This is a genomic window from Pseudomonas sp. 43A, assembly GCF_013363935.1.
Lineage (GTDB): Bacteria > Pseudomonadota > Gammaproteobacteria > Pseudomonadales > Pseudomonadaceae > Aquipseudomonas > Aquipseudomonas crudilactis.
Map to the genome: position 1 here is coordinate 6,025,376 of NZ_CP054880.1, position 16,660 is coordinate 6,042,035.

At 59.5% G+C, this 16,660-nt stretch carries 14 protein-coding genes and 1 pseudogene; 7 read left to right on the plus strand and 8 right to left on the minus strand.

Annotated elements, in window-relative coordinates:
• Positions 1 to 20 precede the first annotated feature (20 nt).
• Positions 21 to 2,354, plus strand: coding sequence for a TonB-dependent Fe(3+) dicitrate receptor FecA (gene fecA, locus HUW52_RS26570; protein WP_175555310.1), 2,334 nt, complete (start codon positions 21 to 23; stop codon positions 2,352 to 2,354).
• A gap of 269 nt (positions 2,355 to 2,623) precedes the next feature.
• Complete coding sequence (locus tag HUW52_RS26575) at positions 2,624 to 2,992, plus strand: endonuclease domain-containing protein (protein ID WP_175555311.1); 369 nt, start codon at positions 2,624 to 2,626, stop codon at positions 2,990 to 2,992.
• Between the two features lie 397 nt (positions 2,993 to 3,389).
• Here HUW52_RS26575 and HUW52_RS26580 read toward each other — a convergent pair whose 3' ends face one another.
• Positions 3,390 to 3,794 carry an HPF/RaiA family ribosome-associated protein gene (locus tag HUW52_RS26580; RefSeq protein ID WP_016986992.1) on the minus strand — a complete coding sequence of 135 codons (405 nt, stop codon included), beginning with the start codon at positions 3,792 to 3,794 and terminating at the stop codon, positions 3,390 to 3,392.
• Positions 3,795 to 3,994: 200 nt separating this feature from the next.
• The gene (locus HUW52_RS26585) at positions 3,995 to 4,942 is read right to left on the minus strand and encodes a LysR substrate-binding domain-containing protein (protein WP_016986993.1); all 948 of its coding nucleotides are present in this window, start codon (positions 4,940 to 4,942) and stop codon (positions 3,995 to 3,997) included.
• Between the two features lie 135 nt (positions 4,943 to 5,077).
• On the opposite strand from HUW52_RS26585, the gene HUW52_RS26590 reads away from it, so the two are divergent.
• From HUW52_RS26590 to HUW52_RS26600, 3 genes are all read left to right on the plus strand, one after another.
• Positions 5,078 to 6,454 carry an L-serine ammonia-lyase gene (locus HUW52_RS26590; RefSeq protein WP_175555312.1) on the plus strand — a complete coding sequence of 459 codons (1,377 nt, stop codon included), beginning with the start codon at positions 5,078 to 5,080 and terminating at the stop codon, positions 6,452 to 6,454.
• Positions 6,455 to 6,540: 86 nt separating this feature from the next.
• Positions 6,541 to 7,842 carry a serine/threonine transporter gene (locus HUW52_RS26595; RefSeq protein WP_175555313.1) on the plus strand — a complete coding sequence of 434 codons (1,302 nt, stop codon included), beginning with the start codon at positions 6,541 to 6,543 and terminating at the stop codon, positions 7,840 to 7,842.
• A 215-nt stretch (positions 7,843 to 8,057) separates the two neighbouring features.
• Positions 8,058 to 8,375 carry a DUF3509 domain-containing protein gene (locus HUW52_RS26600; protein WP_016986996.1) on the plus strand — a complete coding sequence of 106 codons (318 nt, stop codon included), beginning with the start codon at positions 8,058 to 8,060 and terminating at the stop codon, positions 8,373 to 8,375.
• Here HUW52_RS26600 and HUW52_RS26605 read toward each other — a convergent pair.
• On the minus strand, positions 8,372 to 8,872 hold the full coding sequence (locus tag HUW52_RS26605) for a phosphate-starvation-inducible protein PsiE (RefSeq protein WP_026000737.1): 501 nt from the start codon (positions 8,870 to 8,872) through the stop codon (positions 8,372 to 8,374). The two genes, HUW52_RS26600 and HUW52_RS26605, sit on opposite strands and share 4 nt — an antisense overlap.
• 327 nt (positions 8,873 to 9,199) lie before the next feature.
• Between HUW52_RS26605 and HUW52_RS26610 the strand changes: the two are divergent.
• Positions 9,200 to 9,454, plus strand: a pseudogene (locus tag HUW52_RS26610) (YebG family protein); the annotation flags it as partial.
• A 145-nt stretch (positions 9,455 to 9,599) separates the two neighbouring features.
• Here HUW52_RS26610 and HUW52_RS26615 read toward each other — a convergent pair.
• The gene (locus HUW52_RS26615; protein WP_016986999.1) at positions 9,600 to 10,619 is read right to left on the minus strand and encodes a Glu/Leu/Phe/Val dehydrogenase dimerization domain-containing protein; all 1,020 of its coding nucleotides are present in this window, start codon (positions 10,617 to 10,619) and stop codon (positions 9,600 to 9,602) included.
• Between the two features lie 185 nt (positions 10,620 to 10,804).
• Here HUW52_RS26615 and HUW52_RS26620 point away from each other — a divergent pair, with 185 nt between their 5' ends.
• Positions 10,805 to 11,608, plus strand: a complete 804-nt coding sequence (locus HUW52_RS26620) for a SirB1 family protein (protein WP_016987000.1) — start codon at positions 10,805 to 10,807, stop codon at positions 11,606 to 11,608.
• Positions 11,609 to 11,773: 165 nt separating this feature from the next.
• Here HUW52_RS26620 and HUW52_RS26625 read toward each other — a convergent pair whose 3' ends face one another.
• The 4 genes from HUW52_RS26625 to hmgA all read right to left on the minus strand — a co-directional run bounded on the left by HUW52_RS26625 (position 11,774) and on the right by hmgA (position 16,551).
• Complete coding sequence (locus HUW52_RS26625; protein ID WP_175555314.1) at positions 11,774 to 13,144, minus strand: aromatic acid/H+ symport family MFS transporter; 1,371 nt, start codon at positions 13,142 to 13,144, stop codon at positions 11,774 to 11,776.
• A 146-nt stretch (positions 13,145 to 13,290) separates the two neighbouring features.
• The gene (gene maiA, locus HUW52_RS26630; protein WP_175555315.1) at positions 13,291 to 13,926 is read right to left on the minus strand and encodes a maleylacetoacetate isomerase; all 636 of its coding nucleotides are present in this window, start codon (positions 13,924 to 13,926) and stop codon (positions 13,291 to 13,293) included.
• Between the two features lie 12 nt (positions 13,927 to 13,938).
• Entirely contained in the window at positions 13,939 to 15,243 is a 1,305-nt protein-coding gene (fahA, locus tag HUW52_RS26635; protein ID WP_016987003.1) for a fumarylacetoacetase, read from the minus strand.
• 3 nt (positions 15,244 to 15,246) lie between these two features.
• Positions 15,247 to 16,551: a homogentisate 1,2-dioxygenase gene (gene hmgA / locus HUW52_RS26640; protein WP_175555316.1), complete on the minus strand. Its 1,305-nt coding sequence runs from the start codon at positions 16,549 to 16,551 to the stop codon at positions 15,247 to 15,249.
• Positions 16,552 to 16,660 lie beyond the last annotated feature (109 nt).

The window sequence follows — 16,660 nt, forward strand, 5'->3', positions numbered from 1 at the left end:
CCTTCTCAGGATCATCCACCATGCACCCTACCCGCCTCACGCCACTGGCCCGCAGCCTGCGCAATCTTGTCCTCGGCGCCAGTCTGAGCTTCGCCGCTCTGCCCGCAGCACTGGCTGCCGATGCCAAGGCTTATCACATCGCGCCGTCGTCGCTGGAGAACGCCCTCAACCAGTTTGGCCGTGAAGCGGGCGTGTTGATTTCTTTCGGATCGCAAGTCACCGGCGGCGTGCAAAGTCGAGGTCTGGAGGGCAGCTACACGCCTGAGCAAGGTCTGAATGCGCTGCTCGAAGGCACCGGTCTGCAAGCACGCGCCGAGGGCAACAATGCGTTCAGCCTGCAACCGGTGGCGGATGCCGCGCTGGAACTGGACACTTCGAAAGTCGTCGGTGACTGGCTCGGCGACGCTGCGCAAATCAATGTGTTCGAACATCCCGGTGCCCGTGATGTGATCCGTCGCGAAGAGTTCGAACGTCAGGGCGCAACGCAGGCACGTGATGTGCTCAACCGCATACCCGGCGTCAATGCCCCGGAAAACAACGGCACCGGCAGCCACGACATGGCGCTGAACTTCGGCATTCGTGGGTTAAATCCGCGCCTGGCCGCGCGCTCGACGGTGTTGATGGACGGCATCCCGGTGCCATTCGCGCCTTATGGCCAACCACAGTTGTCGTTCGCGCCGATCAGCATGGGCAACATGGATGCCGTGGACGTCGTGCGTGGCGGCGGCGCAGTGCGTTACGGCCCGCAGAACGTCGGCGGCGTGGTCAACTTCGTGACCCGGGCGATTCCCGACGAGCCGACGGTCAAGGGCGGCTTCCAGACGGAAACCAGCCCATCGTCGAGCCACGACGGCTTCAAGACCAGCGCCAACCTGCTGGCCGGCGGCACCAACGCCAATGGTCTCGGCGGCGCGTTGCTCTACTCCGGCACGCGCGGTGGTGACTGGCGTGAACACAGCGACACCGAAATCGACGACCTGATCCTCAAGGGCAAATACCAGCTCGACGAAGCCAACAGTTTCAACGCCATGGCCCAGTATTACGAGGGCAAGGCCGACATGCCCGGCGGTTTGAACGTCGCTGATTACGACGCCGACCCATACCAGTCGACACGGCCGAAAGACCAGTTCTGGGGCCGTCGCACGATGTTCAACTTCGGCTATCGCTACCAGGAAGATCGCCGCGAATTCACCGCCAATACCTTCTTCACCAAGACCCTGCGCAGCGGTTATCTCGATCAGGGCACGTTCCTTTCGCTGTCGCCGCGCGAGTATTGGGTGCGCGGTCTGGAAACCCGTTTCGCCCAAGGCTTCGACCTCGGCCCGACCAGTCATGAAGTCGGCGTCGGCTATCGCTACATCAACGAGGCCGGCCACGAACTGCGCTATCGCACGCCGATCGCCAGCAACGAATACCCGACCACCAGCAGTCGTAATGACCGCGACACCCGTGGCGGCACCGAGGCCAATGCGTTCTTCGTTGACGACCGCATCGACATCGGCAAATGGACAATCACCCCGGGCGTGCGCTACGAGATGATCGAATCGCAGCAGACCAACAACCTGACGAACGTCAAATACAAGGGCGACTACAACACCGCGCTGCCGGCGTTGAACGTGCTCTATCACCTGACTGACAGCTGGAACCTGTACGCCAACACCGAAGGCTCGTTCGGCAGTGTGCAATACAGCCAGATGCCCAACCGCGTAACCAGCGGTGAAGTGAAACCGGAGAAGGCGCGCACCTGGGAACTCGGCACGCGCTATGACAATGGAGCGTTGCGGGCCGAGATCGGCGCGTTCCTGATCAACTTCGACAATCAGTACGAAAGTAACCAGACCAACGACTCGGTGATCGCCCGTGGCGAAACCCGTCATCAAGGGATCGAGACCAGCATCAATTACGCGCTGGATGACTTGAGCCCGGCGCTGGCCGGTTTTGATGTCTACGCCACTTACGCTTGTGTTGACGCGACCATCCGCGAAGACGGACCGAACAAAGGCAATCGCGTGCCATTCTCCTCGAAACACAAAGGCACGATTGGCGTGGGTTACACCGAAGGCCCTTGGAAGTTGAATCTGGACAGCAGCTTCCAGAGCGATCAGTTCGCCGACAACGCCAACACCTCGAAAGAAAGTGCCGATGGCAGCACCGGCAAGATCCCGGGTTACATGCTGTTCAGCAGCCGCGCCGGGTATGACTTCGGGCCGCAGTTGTCGGATCTGAATGTGGCGGTGGGGGTGAAGAACATTTTCAATACGCAGTACTTCACGCGTTCGTTTGATGACAACAACAAGGGCAAGTATGTGGGGGAACCGCGTACGGTTTATGTGCAGACATCTGTGGCGTTCTGAGGATTGAAAAAACCCTCACCCTAACCCTCTCCCAGAGGGAGAGGGGACTGATTGGGGGATGCTTGCGAGGTACGCCGACCTTAACGTGCTGTGCCGAATCCATAATCTACTCGACCTGAAACCGCTCGAATCCATAATCGACCCGGTCTGTCAGGTCGATGTAGCCCGCAAAACACCTCGGTCGGCCCCCTCTCCCTCCGGGAGAGGGCTGGGGTGAGGGGAATGGGCTACAGTGAAATATCAAACCCACTTCACAAGGATCGTGAAGCATGCAAACCCGCCCCAACCTCGCCCAATTCGCCCGCCAGTTACGCGTCAACCAAACCGATTGCGAACAGCTGCTCTGGCAAAAACTCCGCTCCCGCCAAATCGCCAATCTGAAATTTCGTCGGCAGTTTCCCTGTCCGCCCTATGTGCTGGACTTTTACTGTGCCGAACTGAAATTGGCGATTGAACTGGACGGTGGTCAGCACTATGAAACGTCGGGACTGATTCATGACCAGCGCCGGACACGCTATCTGAATCAAAAGGGCATTGAAGTCGTGCGTTTCAGTAATCTTGAGGTGATCCAGCAGATGGACGATGTGCTGGAGCAGATCATAAGAATTGCGGCGAATCGAAAAATGCCCTCACCCTAACCCTCTCCCAGAGGGAGAGGGGACTGATTGGCGGATGCTCATAATTTCCGTCGACCTGAAATTGCTTTGCTGAATCCATAATCGACACAGCCTTTCAGGTCGATGTACCTCACCAGACACCTCGTTCGGCCCTCTCCCGGAGAGTGGCGGGACTGATCGGGGAATGCCTGAGAAATACACCGATCTGAAAGTACTGTGTCGAATCCATAATCGACTCGGTCTTCCAGGTCGATGTATCACGTAAGACACCTCGGTCGGCCCCCTCTACCTCCGGGAGAGGGCTGGGGTGAGGGGCTGCTTTCTCGTGCCATCCCCAAAAACCATCCAGCCACACAAACAAAAAACGGGCCTGCTTCCGGAGGCCCGTTCTCATTGGGTGGTTTATAAAGTCAGCGCATCAACTGTTGATCGCTGCCTGTTCGTTCTCAAGAAATTCTTCCTCCAGCAGAGCATCATTCGCCTTGCTAAATGGCACCACAGCGGCACGTGGCTTACCTCGCAGTTTGCCGAAAAGGTGCTCCAGTGCGTGCTCGAGTTTTTCGGCAGCGCCGTCGATCGCCTGTTCCAGCGAATCGGCTTTGTGGGTCACGGAAATCGGTTGATGGCCTTTTGGCCGCGCTTCCAGTTGGCAGCGCAAGTCATGGGGACCTGGTTTGTCACCGTTCTCGTCGGCCAGATGGACTTCGACGCGGGTCAGGTCTTCTTCATAACGTTCGAGCGTGCTCTCAATGGTTGTACGTACCCACTCCTCCAGTCGTTGACTACTTTGAATATGGTTATCGCTGTTGACTTGGATTTGCATAGTTCATCCCTTATTTCAGCTAGCTCGTGAGAGGCCTTGAGTTGAATTTCCTGACCTCCTGGTTACAACAATCGGCCCGACCGGCGAACATTTCAACCCCTGAAAAAAGATAAATTTTCATTCGCAAAAAAAGCCGGACAACCGAGCAAAGCACTGGTAAGGTCGGGAGTTGGGTCGCCTCTTAACCCGGCAAAATTTGCTCACAATTGCCCGTCATTCAACGGGTGCAAGCTGCGAAAAATCCCCGCTTCCTCCACCAGCCAGTCATGCACGGCGCGCACGCCAGGATGGCTCAAGGCCCCCGGCGCATAGAGCAGCACATAACGTTTGTGATTGGGCACCGACAGGCCAAACGGCACAATCAATGTCCCCCGCTCCAGCTCATCGTTAAGTAACGTGCGTCTGGCAATCGCCACGCCCATGCCGGCAATCGCCGCTTCGATGGTCAGGTGATTGCGGTTGAAGGTATGCCCGCGCCGTACGTCGGCGCCTTCGAAGCCAATCGCGTTCAAATAGAATTCCCACTCTGCATATTCATAACTGCCACGCCAGGCGGTGATGTCGTGCAGCAACGGAAAATACACCAGATCCGCCGGCCCGTGCAGCGGCGGACGCCCACGCAACAGACTCGGTGCACACACGGGAAAAATCTGCTCGTCGAGCAAGGCTGTGGATAACAATCCCGGGTAACTGCCGTCGTTTAGATCGATCGCCAGATCAAAGTCGCCCTCGTGCAACGGCACGCTGCTGTCCTCGGCGACCAGTCGTAGCTGAATATCCGGATAGCGCTGTTGCAAGCGCGGCAGACGCGGCGTCAGCCACTTGCTGAGGAATGACGGAATCGAGCGCACACGCAAAATCCCGCTGATCATTCCAGCATCGAGCCGACGCAATTCCGCATCGATGCTGCCATATGCCTCATTGACGGTAATCGCCAGCCGTTGCCCCTCAGCACTCAATTCCACACCGCGCGCGCGCCGATGAAACAGGCGAAAGCCAAGACGTTCTTCCAGTTGGCGAATCTGCTGGCTGACCGCCCCCGGGGTGATGTGCAGTTCTTCGGCACAACGGGTGAACGACAGGTGCCGCGCGGCACAGGAAAACACCTGCAGCCAGACATAAGTCTGGGCATGCAATTGACGACTCATCGTTTAGTCCTGCTAAAGGCTTACTTAGGAAGTTTCGTTAGTCACATAGGACCGAGGTAGGCAGTATCGCCGACATTGCGCTTGTCCTACAAAAAATGGCAGCGATTCCTACTCCATTGCTTGTAAGGGTTTAGCATGGCTATCAGTGTTTTCGATCTATTCAAAGTCGGCATCGGCCCGTCCAGTTCCCACACCGTCGGCCCGATGCGTGCGGCGGCGACCTTCGCTCAGGCACTGATCGATCAGCATCTGTTGAACGATGTGCGCCGTGTGGAAATCCGTTTGTACGGTTCGCTGTCGGCCACCGGCGTCGGCCACGCCACCGACCGCGCCACGGTGATGGGCCTGATGGGTGAATGGCCAGACAGCATCGATCCGACGACCATCGATCCGCGCATTCAGCAACTGCGCGAGACGGGCCAATTGTCCCTCGCCGGGCAAAGAGAAATTGCCTTCAACTGGCAGCGTGATCTCCTGCTGCTCGACGAGAGCCTGCCCTACCACCCCAACGCCATGTCCCTGACAGCCTTTGGCGAAACGGCCGAGCTGTTCGAGCAGACGTACTACTCGGTCGGTGGCGGTTTCATTATCGAAGCGGAAGAAGCTGAGTCTGGTATAGCGCCGGCCGATGACGTGGCGTTGCCGTACGATTTTTCCAGCGCCGCCGAACTGCTGTCACTGTGCAAACAGCACAACCTGCGCGTGTCCGAACTGATGATGGCTAACGAGCGCGCTTGGCGCACTGACGCGGAAATCCGTCAGGGCCTGCTGCACATCTGGTCGGTGATGCGTGAGTGCGTCGAACAGGGCCTGCGCCATGAAGGCATCCTGCCCGGTGGTCTGAATGTGCCCCGCCGGGCGGCGAAATTGCATCGCAGCCTGCTGGAAATCGGCAAGCCGAACGTGATCAGTTCGACGCTGTCGGCGATGGAATGGGTCAACCTGTTCGCCCTCGCCGTCAACGAAGAAAACGCCGCCGGCGGGCGCATGGTCACCGCGCCGACCAACGGCGCAGCCGGGATCATCCCGGCCGTTCTGCACTACTACATGAAATTCAATCCGGATGCGTCTGACGATGACGTGGTCGCTTTCTTTCTCGGTGCGGCTGCGGTCGGCATTCTGTGTAAGAAAAATGCCTCGATCTCTGGCGCCGAAGTTGGCTGTCAGGGTGAAGTTGGTTCGGCGTGCGCCATGGCCGCAGCCGGCCTTGCCGATGTGCTCGGCGCAACCCCGGAGCAACTGGAAAACGCCGCCGAAATTGGCCTGGAACATAACCTCGGCCTGACCTGCGACCCGGTCGGCGGCCTGGTGCAAGTGCCGTGCATCGAGCGCAACGCGATCGCCGCCGTGAAGGCGATCAACGCCACGCAAATGGCCCTGCGCGGCGACGGCAACCACTTCATTTCCCTCGACCGGGTGATCCGCACCATGCGCGATACCGGCGCCGACATGCACGACAAATACAAAGAGACTTCACGGGGCGGCCTGGCTGTGAACTGGGTGGAATGCTGAGGCGCATTCCCTGACCGCCCCGGCAGACCGCACCCGACGGTCTGCCAAACGTGAGCCCGAGCAAAAATAATAACGAGGCGATACCGATGACCGATGTACGTACACCTGCTGCCGAAAATCCCGCTGTAGACCGCACACGCAACACAGAAACGGCCCACACGGGCTGGAGCAAATCCGACACCACCTGGATGCTTGGCCTGTACGGCACGGCGATCGGTGCAGGGACTTTGTTTCTGCCGATCAACGCCGGCGTCGGTGGTTTCTGGCCATTGCTGATTCTCGCCGTGCTGGCTTTCCCGATGACGTTTTTCGCCCACCGTGGCCTGACCCGCTTCGTGCTGTCCGGGCGCTCCGGGGACATCACCGAAGTGGTCGAGGAGCACTTCGGCATCGGTGCCGGCAAGCTGATCACGCTGCTGTATTTCTTTGCGATCTTCCCGATCCTGCTGGTGTACAGCGTGGCGCTGACCAACACTATGAGCAGCTTTCTCGAACATCAATTGCACATCGCCCCGCCGCCTCGGGCGATTCTCTCGCTAGGTCTGATTCTCGGTTTGATGGCGATCGTGCGCTGCGGTCAAAGTGTCATCGTCAAAGCCATGAGCGTGCTGGTTTATCCCTTTGTTGCCGCGTTGCTGCTGCTTGCACTCAGCCTGATTCCAAACTGGAATGGTGCGTTTTTCGCCAGCGCCCAAGAAGCCATGCCAATGTCCGATTTCTTCAAGACAATGTGGCTGGCGATCCCGGTGATGGTGTTCTCGTTCAACCATTCGCCGATCATCTCCGCGTTCGCGGTGGATCAGAAACAGCGCTACGGCGAGCAGGCCGAACGCAAGAGCAACGGCATCCTCGCCATGGCCCACGGCATGATGGTCGTGACGGTGATGTTCTTCTGCTTCAGTTGTGTACTGGCGTTGTCGCCGGCAGATCTGGCGGCGGCGAAAGCGCAGAACATTTCGATTTTGTCGTACCTGGCCAACCACTTCCAGACGCCAGTGATCGCTTACGCCGCGCCGCTGATTGCGCTGGTGGCGATCACCAAATCCTTCCTCGGCCACTACATCGGCGCCAGTGAAGGCTTCCAAGGCATGATCGTGAAAAGCCTGCGCAGCCGTGGCCGGGTCATGTCAGCGAGCTGGCTGAACCGCGCGACCGCCGTGTTCATGATCCTCAGTTGCTGGGCCGTGGCGACCTTCAACCCGAGCATCCTCGGCATGATCGAAACCCTCGGTGGGCCGGTGATTGCCTGCCTGTTGTTCCTGATGCCGATGTACGCCATCCACCGCGTGCCAGCTTTGCGCCAGTATTCGGGCCAGGTGTCCAACGTGTTTGTGGTGTTGATCGGCCTGATTGCACTGTCAGCGATCATCTACTCGGTTCTGCCCTGAAAACGGGCCATTAAAAAAGGCGAGCCGCGTGGCTCGCCTTTTTTATCCCCGTGTTCATTGTTCGACAATTTTCCCGGCATGCCCCTTGCTATATCCCAAATGAGGCAAACGGAAATTGCATACCTCAGCGAACGAGATGCCAGTGATCCGGTTTGGCGAACCAACCCGATCACGGCCGGTCAACAACTGCACGTTCAATCAGGCGGTGACGCATCATGGACAATCCTTTTCAGATCATTACCGATGCCTTCGCGCCGGACTATCAGATCAACCTGAGCATTCAGGGCCTGGACGGCAGCATCATGCTGACCCTGTCCAACAGCGGCCGAATCGTGGCCAAACGCATGATCAGCGCCGAGCAGCGCAACGATCCCGTGCGCCTCAAGCGCCTGGTGCAAAGCATTCAATTCGGCATCGCCATCGAACAGGGTCACAGCGCCATGGCGATCCTCGAAGCGATGACCAGTGGCGCCGGGCTGACCCCGCCACCGCCCCTCGTCAGCAGCCAGCCCGGACAAGCGGCCGGGCTTTAAAGCTCGCCCTTCTCGACTTCCGGATGCTCGCTGGAACCGGCGCCAAGTTTGCGCTGCGGTTTCTCGATCTTCACCGAAGGAAATTGTGACGAGGCGTAACGCACCACCAGAATCGAGAACGCCAGCAGCAGAATCCCGCCGCACAGATAGATGATGCCCATGTCCGGCGGGTTGTGGTGCGAGACGTTGGAGATCAGCAGACGGGTCAGCGCGGTGATCGCCACGTAGATCAGGAAGCGCACCGGCATGTGGTTGGTCTTGAAGTAAATCCCGACCATCGCCCCCAGTTCGAGATAGATGAACAGCAGCAGAATGTCATCGATCTTGATGTGGCCTTCCTCGAGCATCCCGAGAAACTCCATCACCGCCGCCCACGCCGTCACCGCACCAATGGCAAATAGCGCCAGATAGTGGAAGGTCTCGACGAACAGGTTACCCAGGGACTCGGCCAGTTGATGCACGTTTTGCCGCAGTTTCTCGGCCCAGTTGATTTTCACGATGATGTTCCTTAGCTCGAATGCGAGCGGATGATGCGTGTTGGACGTGACGGTTTTCTGCACGTAACGGTTTTCATGCAGAAAAGAGGCCACGCCATCATGGCGAGACGCCGCCAAACCCGCGCCGTGGCGTTTGGTCGCACCGCTGTGCTTTTGTGGGAGCGAGCCTGCTCGCGAATGCAGCGACACAGTCTCCCTGACAAACCCGAAATCCGGTCTACATTGAAAAGCCACTACCCATGGCGCAGGGATTCGCTTATCCTTTTCGCTGTATATGGATACAGTAGTCGTCAAGACAACTTAATGTGAAGGCATGTGAGGTGGTGAATGGCCGTCGAAGTGGTATACCGCAGCAGCCGAGATCTGGAGCGCTTGTTCATGGATAAAGCCGAAGCTGACCGTCATGACAAAATGCTCGAACTGGCCGAATATCTGGCCGATGTGCTGCAAAAAGCCGTTCCGTCCCTGACTGAGCAGCAAGTGGAAGAAGCCGGGATCTACATGGCGAAGAATCGCGATGTATTCGCCCGGGCGTTCAAGAGCCAGCCGGATGCACTGTCCGAACTGCTCAATGCACCGGCAGAGCCAGTCGAAAATGCTGAAGCTGCAGAACCTGCTGAAACGCCGGCGAAGCCAGCCAAAGCGGCAAAAGCGGCCAAGTAAGCAATGACCGAATTGAATAGGCCCTGAGTGGATTGGCTCAGGGCCTTTTTCATGCCTGTGAAACTCAGCGATACAAAACTTTCTCCGCCAACTCATCCGCCACCCGCGCCGGCGAACGTTTTTCCGCCTGCGCATGAGCGAACACCTCGGTCAGCCGCGAACTGATCTTCGACAGGTGCGCAGTAATCGTCGGCAACTCCTCGCCACGGTGTTTCAGCGAGACGTAGATCAAACCACCGGCATTGATCACATAATCCGGCGCATACAGAATCCCGCGCCGTTCCAGTTGATCGGCGACATCCAGATGCGTCAGTTGATTGTTCGCCGAACCCGCCACCGCCGAGCAACGCAGTTGCGTGACGCTGTGGCTGTTCAGCACACCACCCAGACCGCACGGCGCGAGGATGTCACACGGCGTACTGAGCAACGCATCGTTGGCAATCGGATGCGCGTTGAGCTGTTCCATCGCCAGTTGCACCTTGCCGTGGTCAATGTCGCTGACCAGCAATTCCGCCCCGGCGGCGTGCAGTTGCTCGGCCAATGCGTAACCGACATTGCCCAGGCCCTGAATCGCGATGCGCAAACCTTCGAGATTGTCGCTGCCCAGCCGTGCCATGGCGGTTGCCCGAATGCCGGCAAATACGCCCATTGCCGCGTGCGGTGCCGGGTCGCCGGCCGAGGTGGTGCTGGTGACATGCTGGGTCTGCTGAGCGATGCAATCCATGTCCGCCACCGAGGTGCCACTGTCGATGGCGGTGATGTAGCGGCCGTCGAGTTGTTCGATGCAACGGCCAAAGGCTTCGAACAACGAGCCACGGTTTTCCACATGAGCCGGGCGCACGATCACTGCCACGCCACCGCCCTGCGGCAGCCCCGCCAGCGCGGCCTTGTAGCTCATGCCCTGAGCAAGGCGAATGGCGTCCTCGACGGCCGATTCGTCATTGGGATAGGCAAGATAACGACATCCGCCCAAGGCTGGCCCGAGGCGACTGTTATGGATGGCAATGACCGCCTTCAACCCGGAGACCGGATCAACGCTAAGGTGCAGCGATTCCAGGCGAGTGCTTTGCATGAGCGCAAACATCGTTGGGCTCCCGAATCACTTCTTGTAGAACGCCAGTATAGGCTTGCGCCCGAAAATTGCTGGAGCGCACCGGAATAAGCGCCCGCGTCGACAACGACTTTGCGGCATAACCCGACACCGGTGTTGCGAGGCACTGGACGAATGACACGGACCGGGCTAAAACGAGGCATTCCCCGGAGATTTCGATGAGTGCGCGTCAACGTTTTTTCGAATGCCTGCACCGTTCACCGCCCGCGCTGTTCGAAGCCGCGCTGTGGATGGCGGCCGAGCACGAAAAAGCGGTCGATCCCGACGCGCTGCTGCACGAATTCAAAGAACTGCAACAGCGGGTCAGTTACGGCTTGCCGATGCTGCCGGTCAGTGAGCTGGCGCAACCTTTGTTACGCCGCATGACCGATCTGGGTTTTGCACAGGACGACTTTCTGCCGTTGCGCCCACAGGCTGCATTGCTGCACAAAGTGTTGCAGACTCGTCGCGGCCAGCCGTTGACGTTGGCGCTGATTGCTCTGGAACTGGCGCGCAGCCTGGAAATTCCGCTGGTCGGGGTCAACTTTCCCGGGCACTTCCTGTTGCGGGTGCCCGGTGCCGATCACTTGCTCGATCCATGTGGCGGCCGGCGGTTGTATCCCAATGATTGTCGCGAGCTGTTGCAGCGCCAGTACGGGCCGAACATGAAGCTCAACGCCGAGCATCTGCTGACCGCCACACCGCAGCAGATGCTCCAGCGCCTGTCGCGCAACCTGCGCCAGTTGCATCTGACCCACGATGACTTCATTGCCGCGCTGATCGATGCCGAGCGCGTGCTCGAACTGGGTGACGCCGGGGCCGCTGATTACCTGGCCCGAGCCAGCTTGTATCAGCGGCTCGACTGTCCGAATGCCGAGCGCTTTGATCTGGAGCATGCGTTGCTGCTCAGCGATGATCCGATTCAGCGCCTGCGCCTGACAGAACGCCTCAGCCACCTGCCGCCCAACTCAGTCGTCCACTGAAAACGCTCGCGATAGCGGTGTGTCAGGCAACGAATGTACTGACAGAAACACCGCCTTCGCGAGCAAGCTCGCTCCCACAGGTTTGGTGTGGACCTAAATTATCGGCTCGGCACACATCACTGTGGGAGCGAGCTTGCTCGCGAAGCAGACGGCGCGATCTTTCAGTTAAACCGCGTTATCGTTCTTCGCTACCAGGCTAGCTCCCACAGGAGATTGCGCTGTGTCGGTGGGCGAACGCACCTGAATGATCAGCAGCGCGGCAATCACCGCCGGAATCGCACAGAAGAAGAAAATCTGCGCCACCGGAATGTGCATCGCCAGCAGCAGGCTGCCAAACAGCGGCCCGAGAATCGAACCGAAGCGCCCCACGCCCAATGCCCAACCGGTGCCGGTCGCGCGCACATGCGCCGGGTAGAAGTTACTGGCAAACGCATTCAGCGTCAGTTGCCCGCCGATGATGCAGAACCCGGCGGCAAACACGCAGGCTACCAGATACCGCGGATTGTCATGATTGAGTCCGAGCAGAATCGTGCACAGCGCCGCGCCCGCCAGCACCGCTGACAACAGACGCACCTTGCGCTTCAAGCGGTCGGCGAACCACGCCATGCAGATCGCGCCCAACGTACCGGCGAAGAGGAACATCGACGTCACCAGATTGGCTTCGTTGAGTTTCAGGCCACTTTCCAGCAGCAGCGTCGGCAGCCAGCTGATCATGAAGTACAGCAGAATCAGGCTGACGAAAAACGTCGCCCAGATCAGCAAGGTCGGCCGCGCGTAACCGTTGCGGAACAACTCGACCACCGTTAGCTTGCTGCCCTGCTCGCGTTCGTTCTGTTCTAGGCTGGCAACGGGCGGTTGCCAGTCCGGCAACATCCGCGCGGTGACTTTGCGCAGTCGCGCGTATGGCGGCGCATCACGCAGCAGGCGTGGCAGCGACTCCGGCAGCATCCACCACAGAAACGGAAACAGCAGCAACGGCGTGACGCCACCGGCGAGGAACACCGCTTGCCAACCGAATTGGTCGATGAACCCGGCGGCGACGAAACCACCCGCTGCCCCGCCGAACGAGAAGCCACACGCAGCCAGCGTCACCATCAACGTGCGCAGGCGCGGCGGCGAATATTCCGACATCAGCGCCATTGCACTGGGCATCGCCCCGCCCATGCCGATGCCGCAGATAAAGCGCGCGATCATCAGCGTGTTAAGCGAATCGGCGAAGACCATCAACACTGTCAGGCTGGCGTAGATCAAGACGCACGCGAGCAGAATCCGCCGCACACCGAAACGGTCAGCCAGTGGCGTGACCGCCAGCGAACCGAGGGTCAGGCCCAGCAGGTTGGCGCTGAACACCGGGCCGAACGCAGACTTTTCCAGGCCCCAATCCTGCGCCAGCGCGGGCACCACATAACCGAGCACCTGGGCGTCATAGCCATCGGTAACGAGCAGCAAGGCGAGCAGGATCAAGAGCAACCACTGATATCGGGACACAGGACGGGCGTCGAGTGCCGCCCGGAAGCTGGCAATCTGGTTGTGCATCGCAAGGTACCTGTTTTGTTTTTATGATTTTTTGGTGCCGCAACCGAGACCCCTTGTGGGAGCGAGCTTGCTCGCGAAAGCGGTGTATCAGGTATATAAATGTTGCCTGACAGACCGTCTTCGCGAGCAAGCTCGCTCCCACAGGGTTACGGTGTATCTGGTTGATTGGCCGGATGGGCCTTGATAAACGCTGGATGTTCAGCCGCCAGTGCGGCGACCCGGCGGATTTTCGGGTAAGCCTCCAGCGAAACATTGAACCGCTCAGCCGCATACAACTGCGGGATCAGGTAAACATCCGCCACACACGGCCACTCGCCAAAACAGAAACCGCTGTCGCCGATCAACTGCTCCACCGTCGCCAGCCCCTGGCCGATCCAGTGGCTGATCCACTCGACCACCTGCGGCTCGTCATGCCCCAACTGCCGCAGGCGGTTGAGCACGCTGACGTTGTGCAATGGATGCACATCGCAACCGATCACCGCCGCCACGCCGCGCACATGGGCGCGGGCAGCGAGATCTGCAGGCAACAGCGGCGGCTGTGGATAACGTTCTTCGAGGTACTCGATGATCGCCGGTGACTGAATCAACAACTCATCCTGATCGGTGCGCAAGGCCGGCACCCGGCCCTGCGGGTTGATCGCCAGATACGCCGCTTGCCGATGCTCGCCACCCAGCGGCGCGATCAGATTGACCGGCACCGCCTGATAGTCGAGCCCCTTCAGCGCCAGCGCGATTCGCACCCGGTACGACGAAGTTGAACGGTAATAGGTATAGAGATCCATAAGCCGCTCCTGTCAGCGCGCCGCCAGCACTTTGCCGCGGCACTCGCCGAAGCCGATCGAAGCAAAACCATCACGAGCACAACGCGCGCGCAGAATGATTTCGTCACCGTCCTCAAGGAATTTGCGCACTTCGCCAGAGGCCAGTTCGATCGGCTTTTTGCCGCCCTCGGTGATTTCCAGCAGACTGCCGAACTGACCGTTCTCAGGGCCGGACAAAGTGCCAGAACCGAACAGGTCACCGGCCTGCAACTGGCAACCGTTGACGCTGTGGTGCGCGACCATTTGCGCGACGGTCCAGTACATGTAGCGGGTGTTGCTCAGGGTCAGGCGATGGGCCGGCAGGTTCTGCTCGCGCATGGCTTCGGTGAGCAACAGCACTTCCAGTTCGATGTCGAAGGCTCCGCCGTTCTGATCACGCTTGTCGAACAGATACGGCAGCGGCTGCGGATCACCTTCAGGGCGCGCCGGTTGCGCGGTGCGGAACGGCTCCAGCGCTTCGGCAGTGACGACCCACGGCGACACACTGGTAATGAAACTCTTGGACAGGAACGGGCCCAGCGGCTGGTATTCCCAGGCCTGAATATCACGCGCCGACCAGTCGTTGAGCAGGCAGAAGCCGGCGATATGATCAGCGGCGTCACCGATGGCGATCGAGTCACCCATCTCGTTGCCCTGACCGATCCAGATGCCCAGTTCCAGCTCATAGTCCAGACGTGCGCACGGGCCAAACGTCGGCTCGGTCTGACCGGCCGGCAAGGTCTGTCCTTTCGGACGACGCACGTCGGTGCCGGATGCACGCACGGTGGAAGCGCGGCCGTGATAGCCGATCGGCACGTGCTTGTAGTTCGGCAGCAACGGATTATCCGGACGGAACAGTTTGCCGACGTTCTGCGCGTGCTCGATGCCCACGTAGAAATCGGTGTAGTCACTGATGCGCGCCGGCAGATGCAACTGGCAGTCGGTGGCCAGTGGCAGCAGTTTCGCGCCTTGGGCTTCGATGTTGCCGCGATGCGTGCTGCCTTCACTGAACAGTTCCAGCAGACGCTCTCGCAAGGCCACACGAGCGTCGCGACCAAGTTCGAAGAATGCGTTCAACTGGCCGCCGTGCATGGCTTCGACTGCACTGCGCGCAGCACCGTCGAACAGCCCGGCTTCCAGCGCCACTTGCAGATCGAAGATGTGTTCGCCAATTGCCACGCCTGCACGCGGCGCCGAACCGTTAAGACTGAACACGCCCAACGGCAGGTTCTGCAACGGGAAATCTGTGTGGCCATTGGCCGAAGCGACCCAACTGCGGGTGATGGAATTCTGTGTCATGGGTTATCTCCGGGTCGGGTCGAACGTGGCGGGCAGCGTGGCCCAGCAAGCGTCGTAAGTGGATTGCAGTTGCAGGCAGTCGAGGGCGAAACGGCTTGGGCGCAGCACCTGGCTGGTCTCGAACATGAAGGCCATGGTGTTGTCGATTTTCGCCGGTTTGAGCTCGGCGTTGATCGCTTTGGTGCAGGTCTCGCCATCCGGGCCATGAGCGCTCATGCAACTGTGCAGCGAAGCACCACCGGGCACAAAACCTTCGGCCTTGGCGTCATATTCGCCCTGGATCAAACCCATGAATTCGTTCATCAGGTTGCGGTGGAACCAGGGTGGCCGGAAGGTGTTTTCGGCAACCATCCAGCGTGGCGGGAAGATCACGAAGTCGAGGTTGGCCAAGCCGTGCACGCTGGTTGGCGAAGTCAACACAGTGAAGATCGACGGGTCCGGGTGATCGAAACTGACCGTGCCGATGGTGTTGAAACGGCGCAGGTCGTATTTGTACGGCACGTTATTGCCGTGCCAGGCGACCACGTTCAGCGGCGAGTGATTGAGTTCGGTGGCCCACAACTGGCCGAGGAATTTCTGCACCAGCGTGGTCGGTTGCTGGAGGTTTTCGTAGGCGGCGACCGGGCTCAGGAAATCGCGCGGATTGGCCAGACCGTTACTGCCGATCGGCCCCAGATCCGGCAAGCGCAGCGGCGCACCGTGGTTCTCGGCGACATAACCGCGCGCTTGCGGGTCAAGCAGTTCAACGCGAAATTTCAGCCCGCGTGGCAGCACAACGATTTCCAGCGGCGCCACTTCCAGCACACCCAGTTCGGTGGCGATGCGCAGACGGCCGAGTTGCGGCACCAGCAGCAGTTCACCGTCGGCGTTGAAGAATACGCGCTCCATCGAACGGTTGGCGGCATAGTTGTAGATGCTGATCCCGGCCGGCTTCTCGGCGCCAGCGTTGGCGGCCATGCTCACCAGTCCGTCGATGAAATCGGTCGGTTCGGCCGGGATCTCCAGCGGGTTCCAGCGCAGGCGATTGGGGGTCACTTCACCCAACGGGCCACCGGCCAGTTGTCGCTCCAGTTTGACGAAGGCCGGGTGATTGGCCGACGGCTGAATGCGGTACATCCAGGTGCGCCGCGCTTCACTGCGGGTCATGGTGAACGCGGTACCGGAAAACAATTCGGTGTAGAGGCCGTAAGGGGCTTTTTGCGGGGAGTTCTGGCCGACGGGCAGCGCGCCGGGCAAGGCTTCAGTGCTGAATTCGTTGCCAAAACCGGACTGATAGGCCAAGGCCTGCGCGGTTGAATCGAGGTTCATGGAGCCTCCTGAACAGGGAGTCGGCAGTGGCCCATCGCTCTGGCTCAGAGGTTTCGGCACGCCGGGGTTGTTATTATCGTAATTCGATTACGCATAACGTAATTTGCTC